Origin of the sequence: Nocardia grenadensis, assembly GCF_050942415.1 — a bacterium.
GTDB lineage: Bacteria > Actinomycetota > Actinomycetes > Mycobacteriales > Mycobacteriaceae > Nocardia > Nocardia grenadensis.
The window spans coordinates 1,942,464-1,963,420 of sequence record NZ_CP192054.1 but is presented as its reverse complement, the minus strand read 5'-3'; the positions used below and the strand labels follow the sequence as shown (position 1 = coordinate 1,963,420).

The 20,957-nt window shown below is 67.2% G+C and carries 16 protein-coding genes; 11 read left to right on the top strand and 5 right to left on the bottom strand.

Annotated elements, in window-relative coordinates; genetic code table 11:
- Positions 1 to 4 precede the first annotated feature (4 nt).
- The 3 genes from ACQPYS_RS08825 to ACQPYS_RS08815 are packed head-to-tail and all read right to left on the bottom strand — an operon-like array spanning position 5 to position 3,149.
- Positions 5 to 1,384, bottom strand: coding sequence for an MmgE/PrpD family protein (locus ACQPYS_RS08825; RefSeq protein WP_433492262.1), 1,380 nt, complete (start codon positions 1,382 to 1,384; stop codon positions 5 to 7).
- A complete protein-coding gene (locus tag ACQPYS_RS08820; RefSeq protein WP_433492261.1) occupies positions 1,381 to 2,592 on the bottom strand; it encodes a CaiB/BaiF CoA transferase family protein in 1,212 nt (403 codons plus the stop codon). The genes ACQPYS_RS08825 and ACQPYS_RS08820 overlap by 4 nt, the downstream gene beginning before the upstream one ends.
- The gene (locus tag ACQPYS_RS08815) at positions 2,589 to 3,149 is read right to left on the bottom strand and encodes a MaoC family dehydratase (protein WP_063036475.1); all 561 of its coding nucleotides are present in this window, start codon (positions 3,147 to 3,149) and stop codon (positions 2,589 to 2,591) included. The genes ACQPYS_RS08820 and ACQPYS_RS08815 overlap by 4 nt, the downstream gene beginning before the upstream one ends.
- Positions 3,150 to 3,398: 249 nt before the next feature.
- Between ACQPYS_RS08815 and ACQPYS_RS08810 the strand changes: the two genes are divergently transcribed.
- From ACQPYS_RS08810 to ACQPYS_RS08770, 9 genes are all read left to right on the top strand, one after another.
- The gene (locus tag ACQPYS_RS08810; protein WP_433492260.1) at positions 3,399 to 5,477 is read left to right on the top strand and encodes a hydantoinase/oxoprolinase family protein; all 2,079 of its coding nucleotides are present in this window, start codon (positions 3,399 to 3,401) and stop codon (positions 5,475 to 5,477) included.
- Position 5,478: 1 nt separating this feature from the next.
- A complete protein-coding gene (locus ACQPYS_RS08805; protein WP_433492259.1) occupies positions 5,479 to 7,299 on the top strand; it encodes a hydantoinase B/oxoprolinase family protein in 1,821 nt (606 codons plus the stop codon).
- Positions 7,296 to 8,582 carry an amidase gene (locus ACQPYS_RS08800; protein WP_433492258.1) on the top strand — a complete coding sequence of 429 codons (1,287 nt, stop codon included), beginning with the start codon at positions 7,296 to 7,298 and terminating at the stop codon, positions 8,580 to 8,582. Before ACQPYS_RS08805 ends, ACQPYS_RS08800 begins: the two co-directional genes overlap by 4 nt.
- 393 nt (positions 8,583 to 8,975) lie before the next feature.
- Positions 8,976 to 9,836, top strand: a complete 861-nt coding sequence (locus tag ACQPYS_RS08795) for a helix-turn-helix domain-containing GNAT family N-acetyltransferase (protein ID WP_433492257.1) — start codon at positions 8,976 to 8,978, stop codon at positions 9,834 to 9,836.
- Between the two features lie 413 nt (positions 9,837 to 10,249).
- On the top strand, positions 10,250 to 11,536 hold the full coding sequence (locus tag ACQPYS_RS08790; RefSeq protein ID WP_433492256.1) for a PucR family transcriptional regulator: 1,287 nt from the start codon (positions 10,250 to 10,252) through the stop codon (positions 11,534 to 11,536).
- Between the two features lie 298 nt (positions 11,537 to 11,834).
- On the top strand, positions 11,835 to 12,818 hold the full coding sequence (locus ACQPYS_RS08785; protein ID WP_431940947.1) for a phosphotriesterase family protein: 984 nt from the start codon (positions 11,835 to 11,837) through the stop codon (positions 12,816 to 12,818).
- Between the two features lie 73 nt (positions 12,819 to 12,891).
- Complete coding sequence (locus tag ACQPYS_RS08780; protein ID WP_433492255.1) at positions 12,892 to 14,682, top strand: ABC transporter substrate-binding protein/permease; 1,791 nt, start codon at positions 12,892 to 12,894, stop codon at positions 14,680 to 14,682.
- 3 nt (positions 14,683 to 14,685) lie between these two features.
- Complete coding sequence (locus ACQPYS_RS08775; protein ID WP_431940949.1) at positions 14,686 to 15,411, top strand: amino acid ABC transporter ATP-binding protein; 726 nt, start codon at positions 14,686 to 14,688, stop codon at positions 15,409 to 15,411.
- A gap of 311 nt (positions 15,412 to 15,722) precedes the next feature.
- Positions 15,723 to 16,136 carry a hypothetical protein gene (locus ACQPYS_RS08770; protein ID WP_433492254.1) on the top strand — a complete coding sequence of 138 codons (414 nt, stop codon included), beginning with the start codon at positions 15,723 to 15,725 and terminating at the stop codon, positions 16,134 to 16,136.
- A 10-nt stretch (positions 16,137 to 16,146) separates the two neighbouring features.
- Here ACQPYS_RS08770 and ACQPYS_RS08765 read toward each other — a convergent pair whose 3' ends face one another.
- Entirely contained in the window at positions 16,147 to 16,314 is a 168-nt protein-coding gene (locus ACQPYS_RS08765; RefSeq protein WP_081877120.1) for a DUF4236 domain-containing protein, read from the bottom strand.
- 247 nt (positions 16,315 to 16,561) lie between these two features.
- Here ACQPYS_RS08765 and ACQPYS_RS08760 point away from each other — a divergent pair, with 247 nt between their 5' ends.
- Positions 16,562 to 17,065 carry a YbaB/EbfC family nucleoid-associated protein gene (locus tag ACQPYS_RS08760; protein WP_431940952.1) on the top strand — a complete coding sequence of 168 codons (504 nt, stop codon included), beginning with the start codon at positions 16,562 to 16,564 and terminating at the stop codon, positions 17,063 to 17,065.
- Entirely contained in the window at positions 17,062 to 17,376 is a 315-nt protein-coding gene (locus ACQPYS_RS08755; RefSeq protein ID WP_063036489.1) for a hypothetical protein, read from the top strand. The genes ACQPYS_RS08760 and ACQPYS_RS08755 overlap by 4 nt, the downstream gene beginning before the upstream one ends.
- A 16-nt stretch (positions 17,377 to 17,392) precedes the next feature.
- Here ACQPYS_RS08755 and dnaE read toward each other — a convergent pair whose 3' ends face one another.
- Positions 17,393 to 20,944, bottom strand: coding sequence for a DNA polymerase III subunit alpha (dnaE, locus tag ACQPYS_RS08750; RefSeq protein ID WP_084480819.1), 3,552 nt, complete (start codon positions 20,942 to 20,944; stop codon positions 17,393 to 17,395).
- Between the last annotated feature and the right edge of the window lie 13 nt (positions 20,945 to 20,957).

Genomic DNA, 20,957 nt, shown 5'->3' with positions numbered 1-20,957 from the left:
CGGGTCACAACCGTTGGTGGTCGGGGATGAGTTCGGCCGCGAGCCCGGTCACCGCGGCCACCGATTCGGCCTCCCACAGGTGGAACACCGTGTGCGCCAAAGTCTCCGCGGACGGACCGCCGCCGGTGTTCGCGAGGAACTTCGCGCGCACCGCGGCGTCGTCCATCGGCCGGGCGGACGTGCCGCGGCTGGCGGGCACCCGGCCGGTGACGGTCGTTCCGTCGTCGAGGGTGAGGACCGCGTATCCCGCAGCGTCGGCCGCGGGACGGGTGTCGGGGACCGTGGTGACGGTGACCCGGGCCGCGGTGGCCGCGACCTCGGGCCGGGCGATAGAGGACGCGGCGTAGGTATCGACAGTGATCCGGCGATCGTGGATCAGCGCGGCCACACTCCAGGGCAGATCGAATTTCGCCTCGTAGGGACTGCGTGGGCGGCGGCGGCCGGTATCGGGTCCACAGACGATCGCGGCACTGTCCGGGTGCACGTCCACCGCGATCGAGGCCAGCCGCTCCGGTGGTAGTGCCGCGGTGTCCAGCGCGGCGGCGATCGCGTCGAGGGCGGCGTGCATGAGCTGGCAGCTCGGATAGGGCTTGATTCCGATGGACGCGCATTCCCAGCGTTCGCCGAGGTCACCGAGAATCTCGTCGGCGTCCGCGGCGCGATCGGCGAGTGTGCGGTAGAGGCCGCGCCGGCCCTCGAGTACCGAACCCGGGCCGACCGCGCCGGCCACCGCGAGCCGGGCGGCCAGCACGCCGTTGAGACCCGCGCTGCCCGGATGCAGGGTTTTGGTATTCGCGCCGGTATCCAGGAATTCGAGCAGCCCGCCGGACGAGGACGCGGCGATCCCGATGGCATCGGCCACCGTCGCCGCCGCCCCCTGGTATAGCAGGGTCGCGGCGACCGCGGCGGCCGGCGGACCCACCACTGCGGTCGCGTGCAGACCCCGGGAGTGGAAGCCGTGCGGCGCGGCGGCGCCGAGCCGACACGCCACCTCCAGCCCGGCGACCAGTGCCGTCACCGCCTCCGCACCGCCGGCCCCGGTCTCCTCCGCCACCGCGAGAACCGCCGGTGCGACCACGGTCGTGGGGTGTACCAGGGCGCCCGCGTGGGTGTCGTCGAAATCGAGGACGTGCATGAGTACACCGTTGGCAAAGGTCGCCGCGGGCGCCGAGAGGGCCGCGGTATCGCCGAGCGGATGGGCCTGCGGTGGCCCGCCCAGTCCACGGGCCACGGGCAGGGCGGGCCCGGCCTGGCCGAGCCGGCGCGCAGCGATGGCATTACCGACACCGTCGAGTAGATGCCGCTGCGCGGCGGCGCGGACGTACTCCGGAATCGAGTCGATGGTCAGCGATCGTGCCCAGGCCGCGAGATCGGCGGCGATCACGGCCGACTCCCACCGGAAGCGGAACCGAACGCGCCCGCCGCGACGAGTTCGCGGACGGCATCGGCGCTGTAACCCAGCCCCGTCATCACACTGTCGAAACTCTCGTTACGTTTCGGGGCGCGCCGATGGCCGGCCGGTTCGCCGAATCGCACCGGCGACACGACCTGGCGGACCTCACCCCACACGTCGTGTTCGGTGGTGGCGATCAGGCCGCGAGCGAGAGTGTGCTCCTCGGTGAGGGCCTGGGCGACATCGTTGATCGGCCCGGTGGGCACGCCTGCCGCAACCAACAGCCCGGTCCAGTGGTCGACTGTATCCTCGCGGAAACGCTTCTCCAGTAGCGGGATCAGTTCGTCCTTGTGGACCCCGCGGGCCGCGAAATCGGTGAACCGGGGATCGGTGAGCAACTCCGGCATTCCGATGGCCTCGGCCAACCGGGCCCAGAACTTCTCCTTCGCACAGCCGACCACGAACCACCCGTCGGATGCCTCGAACGCCTGGAAGGGCACCAGTGACGGATGCGCCGAATTCTTCGTCCGGCCGGGTGTGTAGCCGGCGTTGAGGTGCCAGGTGGCCGGGTAGGTGAGCATGGAGATGGCCGTGTCGTACAGCGAGACATCGCAATCGCCGCCGACCCCGTCGCGGCGTGCGGCGTGCAGCCCGGCCATCAGGCTCAGTGCCGCGACGAAGCCGCCACAGTAATCGACCAGCGACAGACCGGATTTGGTGGGTGGGCCGTCCGGGTCACCGGTGAGGCTCATCCAGCCCGCCAAGCCCTGCAGAATGTAGTCGTAGCCCGGCTGTTTCGCCCGCGGACCGGTCATCCCGAACCCGGTGAGACTGCAGCAGACGATGGCCGGGTTCAGGTGGGACAGATCGGCGTAGGTGATCCCGATCTTGGCGGGGACGTCGCCGCGCAGGTTGGAGTACACCGCGTCACTGGTCCGCACCAGGTCCTCGAAAACCTTGCGGCCGGCCGGCTTGCCGAGATCCAGCGACAGGCTGCGCTTGTTGCGGTTGAAGGTTTCGTAGAACAGCGAATCCTCCCCCTGCGCGTAGGGCGGGACGTAACGGCCGACGTCACCCCCGGAGCCCGGCTCCTCGATCTTCAGTACATCCGCGCCGAGGTCGGCCAGATGCACACTGCCGAACGGACCGGCTCCGTACTGTTCGACGGCGATGATGCGCACATCCTCGAGCGGCCTCATCGGCTCGCCACCTCCTCGGCCGCGCCGGATACCAGATCGTGCAGCGGGGCCGCTTTGACCTCGGGAAAGTAGTTCTGGCCGATACCGCTCTCCCGGGTGGCCACCATGACCGAACGCCGCCACGAGATCACCACCTCGCCGTCCTGGTTCACCCCACGGGTCACCATGGACACGATTCCCGCGTATGGGCGCGACTGCGAGCGGCGCAGACCGGTGCACACACTCTCGGCGTAGATGGTGTCACCCACATAGACCGGATGACTGAGCTGCACATCGGTGAACTCGAGGTTGGCCACCGCGTTCTGGCTCATATCGATCACCGACAGCCCCAGGACCAGGGCGATGGTCAGACCCGAGTTGACGATGACCTTGCCGTCGGTCACCGGATTCGTCCGCGCGAGGTGTTCGTTGAAGTGGTTCTGATTCGTATTCATCGACAGGCAGGTGATCCACGCGTTGTCGGTTTCGGTGATCGTGCGTCCCATCGGGTGCTGATACACGTCGCCCACGACGTAGTCCTCGAAGAAACGCCCGAGGGTGGCGGGGTGGGTTGTCAATGGTCCTCCTCAGGGGATGCGACGGCACCGGGGTGGAGCGCGGCGTGACACGGACCACCTTAAACATCTGATGTTTAGGACGTCAACAATAGAGACTTCCTGGATGTTCTTGAGAACTTTTGGCGACTACTAGCCAAATACTCGGATGTATTGCATGATGCCACCAGCGGCCTATGGCTCAGGTCACTGCGCCGGTACGGATTCCTCCAGGCACCGCGGTCGTCTGAACAACGGAGAGAGCGAGTTTCGATGAAACGAATCGGAGTGGATGTCGGCGGTACGTTCACCGACCTGGTCCTGTGGGACGACGACGGGACGGTGACCGTACACAAGACACCCTCGACGAACCACGACCCGTCGATCGGCACCATGGACGGGATCGATGTGCTCGCCGAGCGCGCCGGTATCTCGGTCGCCGAGATCGAGATGTTCTTCCACGGCACCACCGTGGCGACCAATATCGTGCTCGAACACAACGGTAGCGACGTCGGCATGATCACCACCGAGGGTTTCCGGGACCTGCTGCACATCGGGCGCAAGAAGCGTCCGCTCAACTACTCCAACTATCAGGACCTGCCGTGGCAGAAATGGCAGCTGGTGCCGCGCCGCAACCGGCGCACGGTGCCCGAGCGGATGGACGCCGCGGGCACGGTCCTGACACCGCTCGACGAGGACGCGGTACGGCAGGAGGTGCGGTTGCTGCGCGAACGCGGTGTCGCCGCGATCGCGGTGGCGTTCCTGCACGCCTACCGCAACCCGGCGCACGAACGCCGAGTCCGCGAGATCATCATGGAGGAATACCCCGGCGTCTTCATCTCGCTCTCCAGCGACGTCGCCTCGCAATACCGGGAGTACGAACGTTTCTCGACCACGGCCCTCAACGCCTTCGTCGGCCCCAAAACCTCCCGCTACATCGAGAATCTGGCCGGTAAGGCCAAGGCCGCGCAGGTGGGCGACGATGTGCATCTCATGACCTCCGCGGGTGGTCTGGTCACCTCACGCAGCGCGACCGAGATCCCGGTATCGCTGCTCACCAGCGGCGTGGTCGCCGGACTACTGGGTGGCTGCGCGATCGGCAAGGCCTCGGGATACCCCAGCGTCATCACCCTCGATGTCGGCGGCACCTCCGCGGATATCGGCGTCGCGCCCGATGGACAGTTGCGGATGAAACACCTGCTCGACACCCGTATCGGTGACTACCACGCGATGGTGCCCATGGCCGAGGTCGACACCATCGGCGCCGGCGGCGGATCCATCGCCGCCATCGACGAGGGCGGGATGTTCCGGGTCGGGCCACGTAGCGCGGGCGCCGTCCCCGGGCCGGCCTGCTACGGCCGCGGCGGAACGGAACCGACCTCCACCGACGCGATGGTGGTCATGGGGTGGCTGCGCGAGGACAGCTTCCTGTCGGGTTCGATGCGGGTGAAACCGGAGCTGGCCGCGACGGCGGTGCAAACCCATATCGCCGATAAGCTCGGCGCGGACCTCGAACATGCCGCCATGGGGATCTTCCAGATCCTCGCGCATTCGATGACCGAGGCGATCTCGCTGCACTCGGTCCGCAAAGGCTACGACCCACGGGAGTTCTCACTCGTCGCCGAGGGCGGCGCCGGCCCGCTGTTCGCCTGGCAGATCGCCGAACACCTCGGTATCCCGCGGGTCATCGTCCCGGGCCATCCGGGCATCACGTCGGCGGTCGGGCTGTTGACCACCGATATCCGCTACGAAGTGCCGACCACGGTGTGGACCTCCTCGGCCGAACCGGATCTCGACCTGCTCCGGGGTGAGATGGACCGGCTGGCGGCGGAAGCGGTCGCCCAGCTACGCGCCGACGGTATCGCCGAAGAGAACATCTCGCTCGAGCGCAGCGTCGACTGCCGCTATGTCGGGCAGGGCTACGAACTGCGGGTACCGGCCCCGGACGGCGAGATCACCGCCGAATGGGTGGCCCGCACCGCGGCCGTCTTCCACGAGGCCCACGGCCGGACCTACTCCCAGCGGTTCGATGACAAACCGGTGCAGCTGGTGAATATCCGGGTCACCGGGGTCGGCGCGGTGGAGCACATCCGGATCGCGGAAATCGAACAGGGCACCGCCGATGCCACCGCGGCCCTGCAGTCCACCACCCGGGCGCTGTTCTGGAAGAACGGCTCCACCGATCCGGAATGGGTGGACACCCCCATCTACGACCGCGAACTGCTGAAAGCCGGCAACACCTTCGCGGGCCCGGCCATCGTGCAGCAGTTCGACTCGACCACCATCGTCGGAATCGGGCAGCAGGCCACGGTCGACACCGTCGGACACATCATCATCGAGAGGAGCGCCTGATATGGCGAAGAGCCTGATGCCCCGTGAGGGCGTATCGCTGGCAGGCACGGCGACCCGCACCTGGAACACCGTGGAGGTCGACCCGATCACCCTGCGCGTCATCGGCGGGGCATTGAACTCGATGGCCAAGGAAATGGCCCAGGTCCTCTACCGGATGGCCTATTCGAGCCTGATCCGGGAGGCCGAGGACCTCGGCGCCGGCATCTTCGATGTCAACGGCCGCGAACTGTGCGAATCGGATTCCACCCCGATGCACTGCGGGTCGATACCGGCCTATATCCGCGGTATCAACCGGCGGCTCGCGGGCACCTATCAGGAGGGTGATGTCATCCTGCACAACCACCCGTATCACGGCGCTGCGCATTCGCCCGACTACGGCGTGGTCATCCCGATCTTCTGGGAGGGCGTGCACATCGGCTTCGCCGGCTGTACCGGCCACGTCTCCGATGTCGGCGGCAACTTCCCCGGGCTGTGCATGGACGTGGTCGATGTCTGGGCCGAGGCCAAGCTCATGAACGCGATGAAGATCTACGACTCCGGTGTGCGCAACGAGATGCTGATCCAGCACATTCTCGACAATGTCCGCACGCCGGAACAGAACCTCGGTGATCTGGAGGCACTCATCGCCTCGGCGCGTATCGGCGAGAAGCGGTTCCGTGAGCTGCTGGGCAAATACGGGCTGGACGTGGTGATGAGTGCCGCCGAACGGTGGATGGACTATTCGGAGGAGATGCTACGCAGCCGCATCCGGGAAATCCCCGACGGCAGCTACGAGGCACCGATCGGTTACCTCGACGACGACGGCAAGAATCGCGACACCCCCCTCGAGGTGCGGGTCCGCGTCCAGGTCGACGGCGAGGACGTACTCATCGACCTGACCGGGTCCAACGACCAGGTACCCACCGCGTTCAATGTCCCGTTCGAGGGGTCGGTGCTGCCGGTGGCGGTGAGCGCCATCCGGACCATCCTGCTCGACGAGGAACTCACCGAGGAGTTCGTGCCGCAGAACGACGGCTGCTTCCGTCCGGTCCGCGCGTACGCACCCGAGGGCAGTATCTTCAACCCGAACTTCCCGGCCTCCTGTTTCGCGCGCTTCTCGCAGGTCAACCGGGTGTTCGACTCGATCAACCTGGCGCTGGCGCCGGTGGTGCCGCATAACGCGATCGCCGGCTCGTCGGCGGCGCTGTGTGCCATCGCCTACTCGGGGCTGGCCGCGGACGGCGAATCGTACTGGGTCTATATCGAGATCAACGAGGGCTCCTACGGCGCACGCAACGGTAAGGACGGTATGGACGCCGTCGATTCGCTGATGGCCAACACCCGCAATAATCCCATCGAGGAGACCGAACTCAATCACGCCATGCGCGCCGAGCGCTACGAACTGCGCGGCGAGTCCCCGGCACCGGGACAGTGGCGCGGCGGAATCGGCAGTGTGCGGACCTGGCTCATGCAGACCGACACCTACTTCGGTTCCGAGGCCGACAATCGCAACGACGCGCCGGCCGGCGCCCTCGGCGGGTCGGCCGGTGTATCCGGCTCGTTCATCCGCAATCCGGGCACGCCGGAGGAAGAGGTGCTGTACTCGAAGGTCACCCAGGAGGTGATCCGGGCCGGGGAGCGGCTGGAGATCAAGATGCCCTCCGGTGGTGGGTTCGGCGATCCATTCCGGCGGGACCCGCAGGCAGTGCTCTCCGATGTCTGGGACGAATACCTCACCGCCGAGGAGGCCCGCCGCGACTACGGTGTCGTGATCGATACCGCTACCTGGACCGTCGACACCGCGGGTACCGAAGCGTTGCGCGCCGCGCGAGTACCGGCGTGAGCCTGCGGTCGGGCGGGGCCGGCGAGTCCGGCCCCGCCGGGCCGTCCGCGGCGGCGGCCGACGTCGCCCGGCAGCTGAACACGGTCATCTCCTGGGTGCCCGAGCGGTTCGGGACCGATACCGAGGTCGCCGGCGGCCCGCTGGCCGGGTACCGGCTCGGGGTCAAGGACAATATCGAGATCGCCGGGGTGCGGTCGACCTGCGGCTCGGAGTTCTTCGCGGACCGGATCGCCGAACGTGATGCCGCCGTCGTCACCCGATTGAAGCGAGCGGGCGCGACGATCACCTGCACCCTCAACCTCGCCGAATTCGCGGTGGGGGTCACCTCGCAGAACTCGGCGGCGGGCGGCCCGCGCAATCCGTGGGATTCTTCGCGGGTCCCCGGCGGGTCCAGTGGCGGGTCCGGCGCCGCGGTCGCGGCGGGCCTGGTCGATATCGCCCTGGGCACCGACACCGGCGGCTCCATCCGGCTGCCCGCGGCCTGCTGCGGGATCATCGGCCTGCGTCCCTCGCCCGGATACATCGATACCGCCGGGGTATACCCCGTCAGCCCCGATTTCGACACCGTGGGCCCCCTCGCCCGTACGGTCGCCGCGGTGCGCACCGCCTATTCCGTACTCGTCGGCGAGGATCTTTCGGCTCCGTCGCGCGATCGACTGCGCGTCGCCGTGCCGTGGCCTTTCATCACCACCGAAATCGACCCGGCGATCCGAGACGCCTTCGACACGGCCGCACGGTTGCTCGGCGATATGGGTCACACCATTATCGACGCGCCCGTACCGCACAGCGACTCCGCGCAGGATGTGGTGTACACCCTGCTCTATTCGGACCTGGCCCGGCTACACGACCAGCGGCTACGCGCGGAACCACACCGGTTCCAGCCGGCGACGCTGGAACGGATCTCGCTGGGCCGCAGCATCTCCCACGACCAGCGCGTAGCGGCGCTGACGCAGCGCGATCGGTTCCGGGCGGCGATGACGGACTACTTCCGGAATGCCGACGTGATCCTCACCCCGACCATGCCGGTCGATGTTCCACTCATCACCGAGTCCGCCGGTGTACTCGCGCAGTCACGCCGCATGGCTCAGCTGACGTATCCGTGGTCGCTGCACGACGGTCCGACACTGAGTGTTCCCATCGGGTTCCACCGGCGATCCGGTATGCCGATAGGCGCCCAGCTGACCGCCGCACGGGGCCGGGAAACCACCCTGTTCGAACTGGCCGAACAGCTCGAACAACGGACCACCTGGCATCGACGCCGCCCGCCCGTCCGGCTCGGGTAGCGCAGCCGTCCCGGCCGCGATACCCGATCACGATCGGCCGGGACGGCCACCGACCGGGAATTTCGTTACGGCTACACCCGGCCTGCGGCAATTCGGGTGACGCAAGGAAACAAATCGGTAAAGAATACCGCCGCCTCCGGATAGAGAAAACGAACATACTTGCTACCAGTGATCCGCCGGCCGGTCCGGACCCTGCGGCACTCGGTAGCCGATATTGCCCAGAACCCCCGGTCACGCCCGTATTCCGATATCCATAGCCCGTTCACTCGCGCGCCTACCCGAAAACAATCGCCTATACCCGCGGGACCGGCACCGGACAATATCGACGACACTGAATATATATCTGAAACGCGCTTTCTCGGACCGAATATCCTCCGTCGATATAGTGGCCCCATGACCTCCTTGGCACCGCCGGTCGCGCGGGACCAGGTGCGCGGCGACGCGCTCCCGGTCGCCGACGCGGCCATCTACGCAGGCTGGTTCTCCTGCCTGGCCGACCCGACCCGGGTCCGGTTACTGCACCAGGTCGCCACGAGCCCCGCCGGCATCCACATCGGCGAAATCGCCGAAGCACTCGGTATCGGACAGCCGACCGTCTCCCACCATGTCCGCAAGCTCACCGACGCCGGGTTCGTGACAGTACACAAAGAGGGCACTGCCACCCTCGTCACCGTCGACCCACACCGCTGCACCGAACTGCCGCACACCGCCGACGCGGTGATGGGCCTGCTCACCCCCCGGCCGCCCTGCCCGGACGAGCCGCCCGGCGATATCACCGTCCGGGCGCTGACCGACGCGGACTGGGAAGCGGTGCGCGCCATCCATGCCGAACGGGGGGCGTCCTACCCCGCTGTCGGGGCCGCCGACGTACCCGACCGGGAGACCCTGGACCGCCAGTGGCTGCCCGGGCACCGCTGGGTCGCCGAAGCCGACGGCCGGATCGCCGGGTGGGCGGCCCTCACCCCGGTCTCGGGCCACGAGTTCTATCGGGATATCGCCGACAGTTGCGTGATGGTCGCCGACGAGCTCGAGGGTCGCGGGGTCGGCACCGCACTCCTGCGCCGCCAGGTCACGGCCGCCGAGGACGCGGGCCTGCGCGTCCTGCAGACGACCGCGTTCCCGGAGGACCGGATCGGTATCTCCCTGTACCACACGGCCGGCTTCCGCACCGTCGGTATCCGCGAGCGCAGCGGCCGCTTCGAAGGTCGCTGGCGCGACGCGGTACTGCTGGAGCGGCGCAGTCCGCTGAACTGATCGGCCCGGCCGGGGGCCGTGGCGGCGCGGCTCCGCCACTATGGCCCGGTGACCGGCCGCAGGATCACTTTCAGCCGCAGGGTCGACAGACCGCACAGCACGCACAGCTCCGCTACCCCGGCGCTCGCCCAGGCGCCAGGCCACACTGTTGACCACTCGGACCACGAGATCGAGCAGGAGTGCGCCGATCGCGAACGACAGTGCCCCGGGTGGGGCGGCCGGGTTCCGGGCCGGGCAGCGGCAGCAGTCCGGCCGTCGCCGGATAACAGGCGAGGGCGCGACCGGTCGCGGTCAGGTCCGATCACACCGTCCGGCCCGGCCGGGGCACCGGTTCGGCTCCGCCCGGGCCGACACGGACGGGCAGGACCGCCCGCCCGGCCCCTCGGCGGACGGAACACGCGATCATTACCACTGTGGAGCAACGACAGGCGGCGGCGCACAGTACCGAAGATGTGGTGGGGCTGGTAGCACAGACATTCCTCCGGGATCGCGACGAGTTCATCGACCAGTTGTCGCACCTGATGCGCACTCAGGTGCCGGCACTGGACCAGGACCCCCGGCTCCGTGAACTGATGGAGGACGGTACGGCCGACAACCTGATGGAAGCTCTGCAGTTCCTGCAGAACGAGGCCGACGAGGACGATGTGCGGGCCCCGGAACGCGCCCTGGCGTACGCCCGGATCCTCGCCCAGCGCGATGTGCCGGCCTCGGCGCTGATCCGGGCCTATCGCATCGGCCAGGCCGGTTTCCTGGACACGGGTATGCGCTACGCGATCGAGTTCGGCGGCGGCGGCCCGGTGACCACCTCAGCGATCGTCCATATCGTCAACCGCACCTCGGTATACATCGACCGGGTCTGCGAGCAGGTCGGTGTCGCCTACGAACAGGAACGCGACCGCTGGGTCGGCAACCGGGGCGGGCTCCGGCAGCAGTGGGTCACCCGGCTGCTCAACGGCACGACCACCGATACCGAGGCCGCGGAGCGGGTACTGCACTATCCACTCACCCGCGGGCATATCGCGATCGACACCTGGACCGATCCGCATATCGACCCCGCCACTGCCGTGGAGGTTTTCGACCACCTCCGCACGGCGCTGACCACCGTGTTCGACCGGGCGCACGGGAACCTGCTGGTACCGGTCGACGAACACGAGGCTCGGCTGTGGTTCGCCCTCCCGCACGAGACACCCGTCGACAGCGCCGCGATCGAACAGTTGCTCTCCGACCGGGCCCTCCCCGTTCGGATGGCCTTCGGCGGTTACGGCACCGAGCTCGCCGGATTCCGGCGCACCGCGGGGCAGGCCGACCGGGTGCGCCGGCTCGCGCTGCTGGCCGGGGAACACGGCGCCCGGGTCCTGACCCATCCCGATGTATCGGCGGTCGCCCTGTTGGCCGGCGATATCGATACGCTGCGCGAATTCGTCGCCGACGAACTGGGCGAACTGGCGGTGGACAACGAACGCAACCTCTGGTTACGGGAGACACTGCGCGTGTTCCTCGCCGTGAACCGCAGTTACGCGGCGGCCGCCACGCGCCTGGCCGTCCATCGCAATACGGTCCAGTACCGGGTCCGGCAGGCGCTGAACCTCATCGGCGTGAGTATCGACGCATCCGGTGCGGATCTGTATCCGCGGCTGGCCCTGCAGGCCACCCACCTGCTCGGTGCCGCGGTGCTGCGACCGGAGACGGGGCAGAACTGAGCCGCGGGCACCGTTGCGGCCGGTCCCGGCGGGGACAATCCGGAGCGCACGACGGGGATTTCGCCGCGTGTGCCACCGACATGTGCTCAGCGCACAAATGCCGGCCGAGCTTTCATGCGGCCGGAATATGGTCCGCACCACAGCTCGCGTCGTAAGGTTCAGTTATCTCCGGAAACCGGCGTCCACCCGGGTAGTTGGCTGGCCGGCAACCGGTTCACCGCGCCCGCCACGGTGGTGTCGCGGACCCATCCATCCGTCGTGCCGGCGTCATCGCGCTGCCCTTTTCCAGGAGTCCTCCGTGCCCTCGATCCAAACCGTCCGTGGTGCTGTGGACACCGCCGATCTCGGTGTCACCCTCATGCACGAGCATGTCTTCGTACTCAGCTCCGATGTGCAGCAGAACTATTCGCAGGAGTGGGGTTCGGAGGACGAGCGGATCGAGGACGCGGTCCGGCAGCTGACCGCCGCCTACGAGGCCGGGGTACGCACGATCGTGGACCCGACCGTGGTGGGTCTGGGTCGCTACATTCCGCGGATCGCGCAGATCGCCCAGCGGGTCCCGCTGCAACTGATCGTGGCCACCGGCCTCTACACCTACAACGATGTGCCGTTCTTCTTCCACCACCGCGGGCCGGCACTCGACCCGCTGGTCGGTACCCATGTCCCCGATCCGATGGTCGATATGTTCGTCGGCGATATCCGCGACGGTATCGCCGGGACCGACGTCCGGGCGGGCATGCTCAAATGCGCGATCGACGCGGAGGGGCTGACACCCGGCGTCGAACGGGTGATGCGGGCGGTGGCCCGGGCGCATCACGAGACCGGGGTGCCGATCACCGTGCACACCCACCCCGAATCGGGGTCCGGGTTCGAGGTCAAACGCGTCATGTGCGCCGAGGAAGGGATCGATCCGAGCCGGATCGTCCTGGGCCACAGCGGTGACACCACCGACCTGGACTATCTGACCGCGCTCGCGGACGCCGGATTCGTCCTGGGCATGGACCGCTTCGGGATCAATCTCGAGACCACCTTCGAGGCGCGCGCCGATACTCTCATCGAAATGGTGCGCCGCGGCTACGCCGAGCGTATGGTGCTCTCGCAGGACGCCAGCTGCTATATCGACTGGATAGAACCGGCCATGCGGGCGGCGGTCCTGCCGCAGTGGCACTACACCCACCTGTTCGACGACGTCTTCCCCTATGTGCTGGATCGCGGGATCGAGGAGCGGCAGCTGCAGACAATGCTCGTCGAGGTGCCTCGCAGGTTCTTCGCCGCCGGGTGAACCGGCGGCCGCGGCACCGCGACCCCACCCGACCCGCGTGCGCGGACCGGACCGGACGCTAGGGTGGTCGATCATGCCTGGTCTGCCCGTTCCGCGCGCCCGCGCGCTGCTCGCCTTTCTGCTCGTCGCCGTCGCCCTGCTGGCGACCGCGTGCGGCAGCGGCGGTGACGGCGCCGCCCGCGACCTGTGCGCGCCGCCGGGGCCGGAGGCGGCCACCGCGGCCCCGGCGAACCTGACCGCGCCGGGTGCGGGCAAGGAAGATCGTTTCACCACCGAGTCGACCGAACCACCGGCCGCGGTGGACGTCTCCCGGCTTGGCCTGATCCGGCCCGGCGTACTGAGTATCGGCACGCTCTCCGACGCGCCGCCCAGTATTTGTGTGAACTCCGCCGGCGCGTTCACCGGTTTCGACAACGAACTGCTGCGCGCGGTGGCCGCGAAGATCGGGCTGCGGGTCGAGTTCTCCGGAACCGAGTTCGCCGGCCTGCTGGCCCAGGTCGCGGGCAAACGGTTCGATATCGGGTCGTCCAACATCACCACCACCGACGCCCGGCGCGAGCTGGTCGGTTTCACCAACGGCTACGATTTCGGCTACTTCTCGCTGGTGGCCAAGGACGGCGGCCCGGTGCGCGGGTTCGCCGATCTCGGGCCGGGTTCCCGGGTAGCGGTGGTGCAGGGCACGGTCCAGGACGAATACGTGGTCAACGAACTCGGCCTGGACCCGGTGAAGTTCCCCGACTACAACACCGCCTACGCCAATGTGAAAACCGGCCAGGTGGACGCCTGGGTCGCCCCATCGGCGCAGGCCCGGGGCGCGATCGCGCCGGGCGATGCGACCTCGGTCGTGGACAATTCGTTCAGCCTGGACAATTTCATCGCCTGGGCGGTCGCCAAGGACAACAAGCCGCTGATCGACGCGCTCAACTCCGGTCTCGACGCGGTGATCGCCGACGGCACCTACGCCCGCCTCTACAGCGACTGGGTGCCCCGCGAACTGCCGCCCGGCTGGAAGCCGGGATCGAAGTCCGCGCCGGTCCCGCAGCTGCCCGATTTCGCCGCCCTCGCCACCGAAGAGGACCCGCAGCAGCAGACCACGCAGGCGCCGAAATCGACGCTGGAGCAGCTCCGCGACACCTTCTTCGACTGGTCGCTCTACCGGCAGGCCGTGCCTGATCTGTTCAAAACCGGTCTGCCCAACACGCTGATCCTCGCGCTGGTCTCCGGTGTACTGGGAACCCTGATCGGCATGCTGCTCGCGGTGGCCGGCATCTCGCGGACCCGCTGGTTGCGCTGGCCGGCCCGGGTGTACACCGATATCTTCCGCGGTCTACCGGCGGTGGTCATCATCCTGCTCATCGGCCTGGGCATCGGTCCAGTGGTCAGCGGTCTCACCGGCAACAATCCGTACTGGCTCGGCGCGGTGGCACTGGCACTGCTCGCCTCGGCCTATATCGGTGAGATCTTCCGCTCCGGTATCCAATCGGTGGAGCCGGGACAACTCGAGGCCGCCCGGGCGATCGGCTTCGGCTACCGGCAGGCGATGACGCTCGTGGTGATCCCGCAGGGGGTGCGCCGGGTGCTGCCCGCACTCATGAACCAGTTCATCGCGTTGATCAAGGATTCGTCGCTGATCTACTTCCTGGGTCTGCTGGCCACCCAGCGCGAACTGTTCGCGGTGGGCCGTGATCTCAACGCCCAGACCGGCAACCTGTCACCGCTGGTGGCCGCCGGGCTGGTCTACCTACTGCTGACCATCCCACTCACCCATCTGGTGAACTACATCGACCGGCGGATGCGCACCGGCCGGCCCGATCAGCCGATCGACCCGGTCGAGCAGTCCGCCATCACCGAAGGCCGGGGGTAACCGATGAGCGCCTCACTGACCGGCACCGGACTCCACCTACGGCTGGGCGGTAATCAGATCCTGCGTGGGGTGGATATCCATGTCGACGCGGGCACGACCACCACGGTGATCGGCCCCTCCGGTTCCGGTAAGTCCACCCTGCTGCGAGTGCTCAACCGGCTCCACGAACCCGATGCCGGGGATATCCTGATCGACGGCGAATCGGTGCTCGCCGAGAACCCCGACCGGCTGCGGCAGCGCATCGGGATGGTCTTCCAGCAGTTCAATCTCTTCCCGCACCGGACGGTGGCCGACAATATCGCGCTGGGACCGCGCAAACTGCGCGGCCTGTCCAAGGACGAGGCCCGCATGCTGGCGCTGGAACAGCTCGAGGTCGTGGGCCTCACCGGTAAGGCCGATTCCCGGCCCGCCAACCTCTCCGGTGGTCAGCAACAGCGGGTGGCGATCGCGCGGGCGCTGGCCATGAAACCGGACATCATGTTCTTCGACGAGGCCACCTCCGCGCTGGACCCGGAGCTGGTCAAGGGTGTGCTCGCGCTGATGTCTGAGCTGGCCGCGGGCGGTATGTCGATGATCGTGGTGACGCACGAGATGGGATTCGCCCGCAGTGTCTCCGACCATGTGGTGTTCATGGACGGCGGTGTTGTGGTGGAGTCGGGCAGTCCGGACGCACTGTTCGACAACGCCGGAACTCCGCGGCTGCGCAGGTTTCTCGACCAGGTTCTCTGACAGCGCGCAGGCACTGGTAGAACCCGAACCGGGCCGCACCCGCGTGCCGGGCAAGCCGGGCACACTGCTCGACCGTGGGTCGAGGCAGTACCGGAACGCGGTGTGTCGGCTCATCACCGGGGAGTGATGCACAGGCCACCGAGACAAACCCCGCCGCCGACCGTGGGCCGGGACAGCAGCAACATCGACAAGGCCCACGGACTGCAGTTCCCGGACACGCTCTGAGGCGACGATACTGAACCCATGAGCGAGGATTCCGGATCGGCGAACCCCTACGGCCCATCGGCCGGGCCCAGGGCCTGACCAACCGGGTGGTCCGCACGCTGCTACGGCTGCCGGGCCTGTCCGGGGTGATCGGTAAGCGGCTGGCGACCGTGCACGTGGTCGGCCGCAAATCCGGGCGCACCTACGATATTCCGGTCGCCTACACAGCGCATGGACAGACACTGCTGATCGGCACGTCCCGGCGCCCGTGGGTGCGGAACCTGGTGACCGGCACCCCGCTCACCATCACCCGCGGCGGACGGCCGGAACAGTTCGACCCGGTCGTGCACACCGAAGCCGAGGATGTACTGCGGCTGTTCGAGATCATCGCCCGGGACAACCGGACCAACTCGGGTTACAACGGCATCGGTTTCGATCCCGCCGGCAATCCGAACAAGGCCGATATCTACCAGACCTGGCAGCAGGGCGGTGTAGTGATCGAACTGCGCCCGATCCGATGACGACGAGCGCTCAGCGCTGGCGCCAGCTCAGCGGCCCCGGTAGATCGACACTGTTCTTCTTGGTCCGGGAGTTCCACGACCACGGGCCGATCTTGATACTCCACGAGGACAGGCCCGACTGGGTGTAGTTCAATTTCAACGGCCCGAAGGACTGGCGTTTACGGAACCTGATGGGCATGAGCGACCTCCCTTGCTCCGCCCCAGGATAACGGATCAGGATAAGCCCCTGGGGTTTTCGCCGGTCGGCCGGCCGTGCTGTATAGGACACGGCCCGGCACCCGATCCGTACGGGCGGCACCGGCGGCACGGATCGGTCCACGGTGATATATATCTGCCGCGACCGGGTCGCACGAGCGGCCCGGAACCGTTCGGCGTGGTGGTGCGTCGAAGGGGTAGGAAAGCAGCTCCGCGGAAGTGAGGGATCGATGAGCGATGGCGACCCGGCCCGGCCGGCCACCGGCGTATTGCGCGACAGTGTGGCGGAATTGCTGAGCACGCTCGAACAGCAGCGGCAGGCCATGACCGAGGTGCGGCAGCGACTCGCCGCCACCACGGTGAGTGTCTGGTCGGCGGACAACCTGGTCCGGATCGACGCCAATACCGCCGGCGTGCCGGTGGAGGTGCACCTGACACCGGAGGCGTTCAAACGATCGACCCCGGAGAAGCTCGGCCGCTCCATCCTGGAGACGGCGCAGCGGGCGGCTCGGGAGGCCGCCGACCTGTCCCGGGAGGCCTGGGCACCGGTGCGGGAGATGGCGGGCGAGATCCCGGACCTCCCCGATATCGCACCCGGTATGCCGAGTATCAAATCGCTGACCGCCGATCTGTTCCCCGACCCGGTCACCGAGGCGGAGCCGCCCACCCCGATGGATCGGGAGGAAGAAGACGAGTTCTACCGCAGCCGCGGCTATCTGGAGGGTGGGCGATGACCGATATCCGGGTCGACGAGGAAGCCCTGCAGGCCGCCCGCCCGGCGATCACGAGGGTGGCGGACAAGGTCGCCGACGCGGTGCGCGCCGCGCTCGCGGTCATCGAGGCCGAGGGCGAATGCTGGGGCGCCGACGAGATCGGCCAGGAGTTCGGCGGGAAGTACGCGCCCGCGGCCGCCGAGGGCCTGACGGGCCTCGATCTGCTGCAGCAGGCGGTGAACGGAGTAGGGGACGGCGTGGGCGCGGTCGCCACGGACTTCGGGGTCCAGGACGACAACAACGCCACCGGCGTCGAGCAGGCGGCACAGTAGCCGGCCGCCCGCACGTTCAGCTCGCCAGGCAGCCCGGCCCGAGCAGGGCCTTCAGATCGCCCATGAGCGCCGAAGACGGCTCCACTCGCAAACTGTCGTCCAGTTTCAGCAGGGTCGTCTTCTCGCGCGCGCCCACATGCCGGACGTGCACATCCGAGGTCCCGGGATGCCGGGACAGCACCCGCTTGAGCTCGCCGATCTTATCGGGGGTGCACATCCGGGTGGAGATGGTGACGGCCAGCGGTTTCGCCACCCCGATCGCCGACAGATCCGGTACGGCGAGATCATTGGCGATGAGCGAGATCCGGTCGTCCCGCATGGAGACGCGGGCCTTCACCAGGACCACCGCGTCCTCCACCACATCCATGCCGTACACCGAATAGGCCTGCGGGAAGAACAGCACCTCGATACCACCGGTGAGATCCTCGAGCTGGCAGGACGCCCACGCCAGGCCGTTCTTGTTGATCCGGCGGTTCACCGAGGCGAGGATACCGCCGACGGTGACCTGGGTACCGTCCTTGATATCGCCCTCGAGGATGGTCGGGATCTGGGTATCGGCCTGAGCGGCAAGGACATGGTCGACACCGTTGAGCGGATGGCCGGAGACATAGAGCCCGAGCATCTCCCGCTCCAGCGCGAGACGGTGTTTGCTCTCCCACTCCTCGTCGGGCACCTTCACATCGAAGACCGACGCCACCGATTCGCCGCTGTCGTCGTCCATTCCGCCGAACAGATCGAACTGACCGATGGCCTCGGCCTTCTTGGTCGACATGACCGCGTCGATGGCGTCCGAATGCACCAGCATGAGCCCCTTGCGGGGATGGTTCAGCGAATCGAAGGCCCCGGCCTTGATGAGCGATTCGGTGACCTTCTTGGTGCAGGCCACGGTATCGATCTTGTTCAGGTAATCCGAGAAGTCGGTGAACTTCGACTTCTCGGCACGCGCCGAGATGATCGACGACACCACGTTGGTACCGACATTGCGGACCGCGCCCATGCCGAAGCGGATGTCCTTGCCGACCGAGGCGAAGTTGTGCTCGGACTCGTTGACGTCCGGCGGCAGCACCGTGATCCCGAGGCGCCGGCAATCCGCCAGGTAGACTGCGGCCTTGTCCTTATCGTCGCCGACGCTGGTGAGCAGCGCGGCCATGTACTCCGCGGGGTAGTTGGCCTTGAAGTAGGCGGTCCAGTACGACACCAGGCCGTAGGCGGCGGCATGTGATTTGTTGAACGCGTATCCGGCGAACGGGAGGATGGTATCCCACAGCGCCTTGATGGCGGCCTTGGAGAAACCGTTCTCCTGCATACCCTTCTCGAAACCTTCGAACTCCTGCTCGAGGACCTCGGCCTTCTTCTTGCCCATCGCGCGGCGCAGGATATCGGCTCGTCCGAGCGAGTACCCGGCCACCTTCTGGGCGACGTGCATGATCTGCTCTTGGTAGACGATCAGACCGTAGGTTTCGCCGAGGATGTCGTGGAGCGGTTCCTCCAGCTCCGGGTGGATCGGTTTGACCTGTTGGCGCCCATTCTTGCGGTCGGCGTAGTCGTTGTGCGCGTTCATGCCCATCGGGCCGGGGCGATACAATGCGCCGACGGCCACGATGTCCTCGAAAGCGGTGGGCTGCATCCGGCGCAGCAGATCGCGCATCGGCCCACCGTCGAGCTGGAACACGCCCAGGGTGTCGCCGCGGGCGAGCAGTTCGAAGGTCAACGGATCGTCCAGCGGCAGCGAGTCCAGATCGATCTCGACACCGCGGTTGGATTTGGCGTTGTCGATCGCGTCGCCGAGCACCGTGAGGTTGCGCAGGCCCAAGAAGTCCATCTTCAGCAGGCCGATGGCCTCACAGGACGGATAATCCCAGCCGGTGATGATGGCACCGTCCTGAGCCCGCTTCCACACCGGGATAGCGTCGGTGAGCGGCTCCGATGACATGATCACCGCGCAGGCGTGCACGCCCGCGTTGCGGATCAGGCCCTCCAAGCCCTTCGCGGTGTCGTAGATCTTGGCGATATCCGGATTGGACTCGATGAGCGTGCGGACCTCGGCGGCTTCTTTGTAGCGCTCGTGTCCGGGATCGGTGATCCCGGCAACCGAGATGTCCTTGGCCATGATCGGCGGGGGCAGCGCCTTGGTGATCTGGTCGGCGATCGCGAAACCCGGCTGCCCGAACAGGACCCGGGCCGAGTCCTTGATGGCCGCTTTGGTTTTGATGGTGCCGAAGGTGATCACCTGGGCGACCCGGTCGCTGCCCCACTTCTCGGTGGCGTAGCGGACCATCTCGCCGCGCCGGCGATCGTCGAAGTCGATATCGATATCGGGCATCGATACGCGCTCGGGGTTGAGGAACCGCTCGAACAGCAGACCGTGCGGCAGCGGGTCGATATTGGTGATCTTGAGCGCGTATGCGACCAGCGAACCGGCCGCCGAACCACGACCCGGACCCACCCGGATGCCGACCTCGCGGGCATAGTTGATCAGGTCGCCGACGACCAGGAAGTAGGCCGGGAAGCCCATCTCCAAGATGACGCCGATCTCGTAATCGGCCTGGTCGAGATACTTCTGCGGGACGCCGTCCGGGAAGCGGTACTCCAGCCCGCGCGCGACCTCCTTGCGCAGCCACGACGCCTCGGTCTCGCCCTCGGGGACCGGAAATTTGGGCATCCGGTCGCGGTGGGTCCAGATCTCCTCGTAGGACTCGACGCGTTCGCCGATCAGCACCGTGTTGTCACAGGCGCCGGGCACCTCGGCATCCCAGAGTTCCCGCATCTCCGCGGCCGACTTCAGGAAGTAGCCGCTACCGCCGAATTTGAACCGATTGGGATCCGACAGCGTCTTACCGGTCTGGATACACAGCAGCGCTTCGTGATTGGTCGAATCGGATTCGTGCACGTAATGGCAGTCGTTGGTGGCCAGCGGCGGGATACCCAGCCGCTTGCCGATTTCGATCAGGCCGGAGCGAACCCGCGTCTCGATGGACAGGCCATGGTCCATCAGCTCGAGGAAGAAGTTGTCCTTGCCGAAGATCTCCTGCCATTTCGCGGCCGCTTCCAGCGCCTCACGCTCGTGCCCCAGCCGCAACCGGGTCTGCACCTCGCCGGAGGGGCAGCCGGTGGTGGCGATAACGCCTTCGGCGTGCGCGGCGATGAGCTCTTCGTCCATCCGCGCCCATTTACCGAGCTGGCCCTCGATACTGGCCAGCGAGGACAGTTTGAACAGATTCCGCAGACCGGTCGCGTTCTCGGCGACCATGGTCATATGGGTGTAGGCACCGGAACCGGAGACATCGTCGCTCTTCTGGCTGGGATCGCCCCACTGGATACGTTTGGTGTCGAACCGGGAGCCGGGGGCGATATAGGCTTCGATCCCGATGATCGGTTTGATACCGGCCTTCTTCGCCGAGTGGAAGAACTCGGCCGCGCCGTACATATTGCCGTGGTCGGTCATTCCCACCGCGGTCATACCGAGCCGGTCGGCCTCGGCGAACAACGGCGAGATCTTGGCGGCACCGTCGAGCATCGAGTACTCGGTGTGGTTGTGCAGATGAACGAATCCGGACGAGGCGGCCAAGATCTGTCCTTCC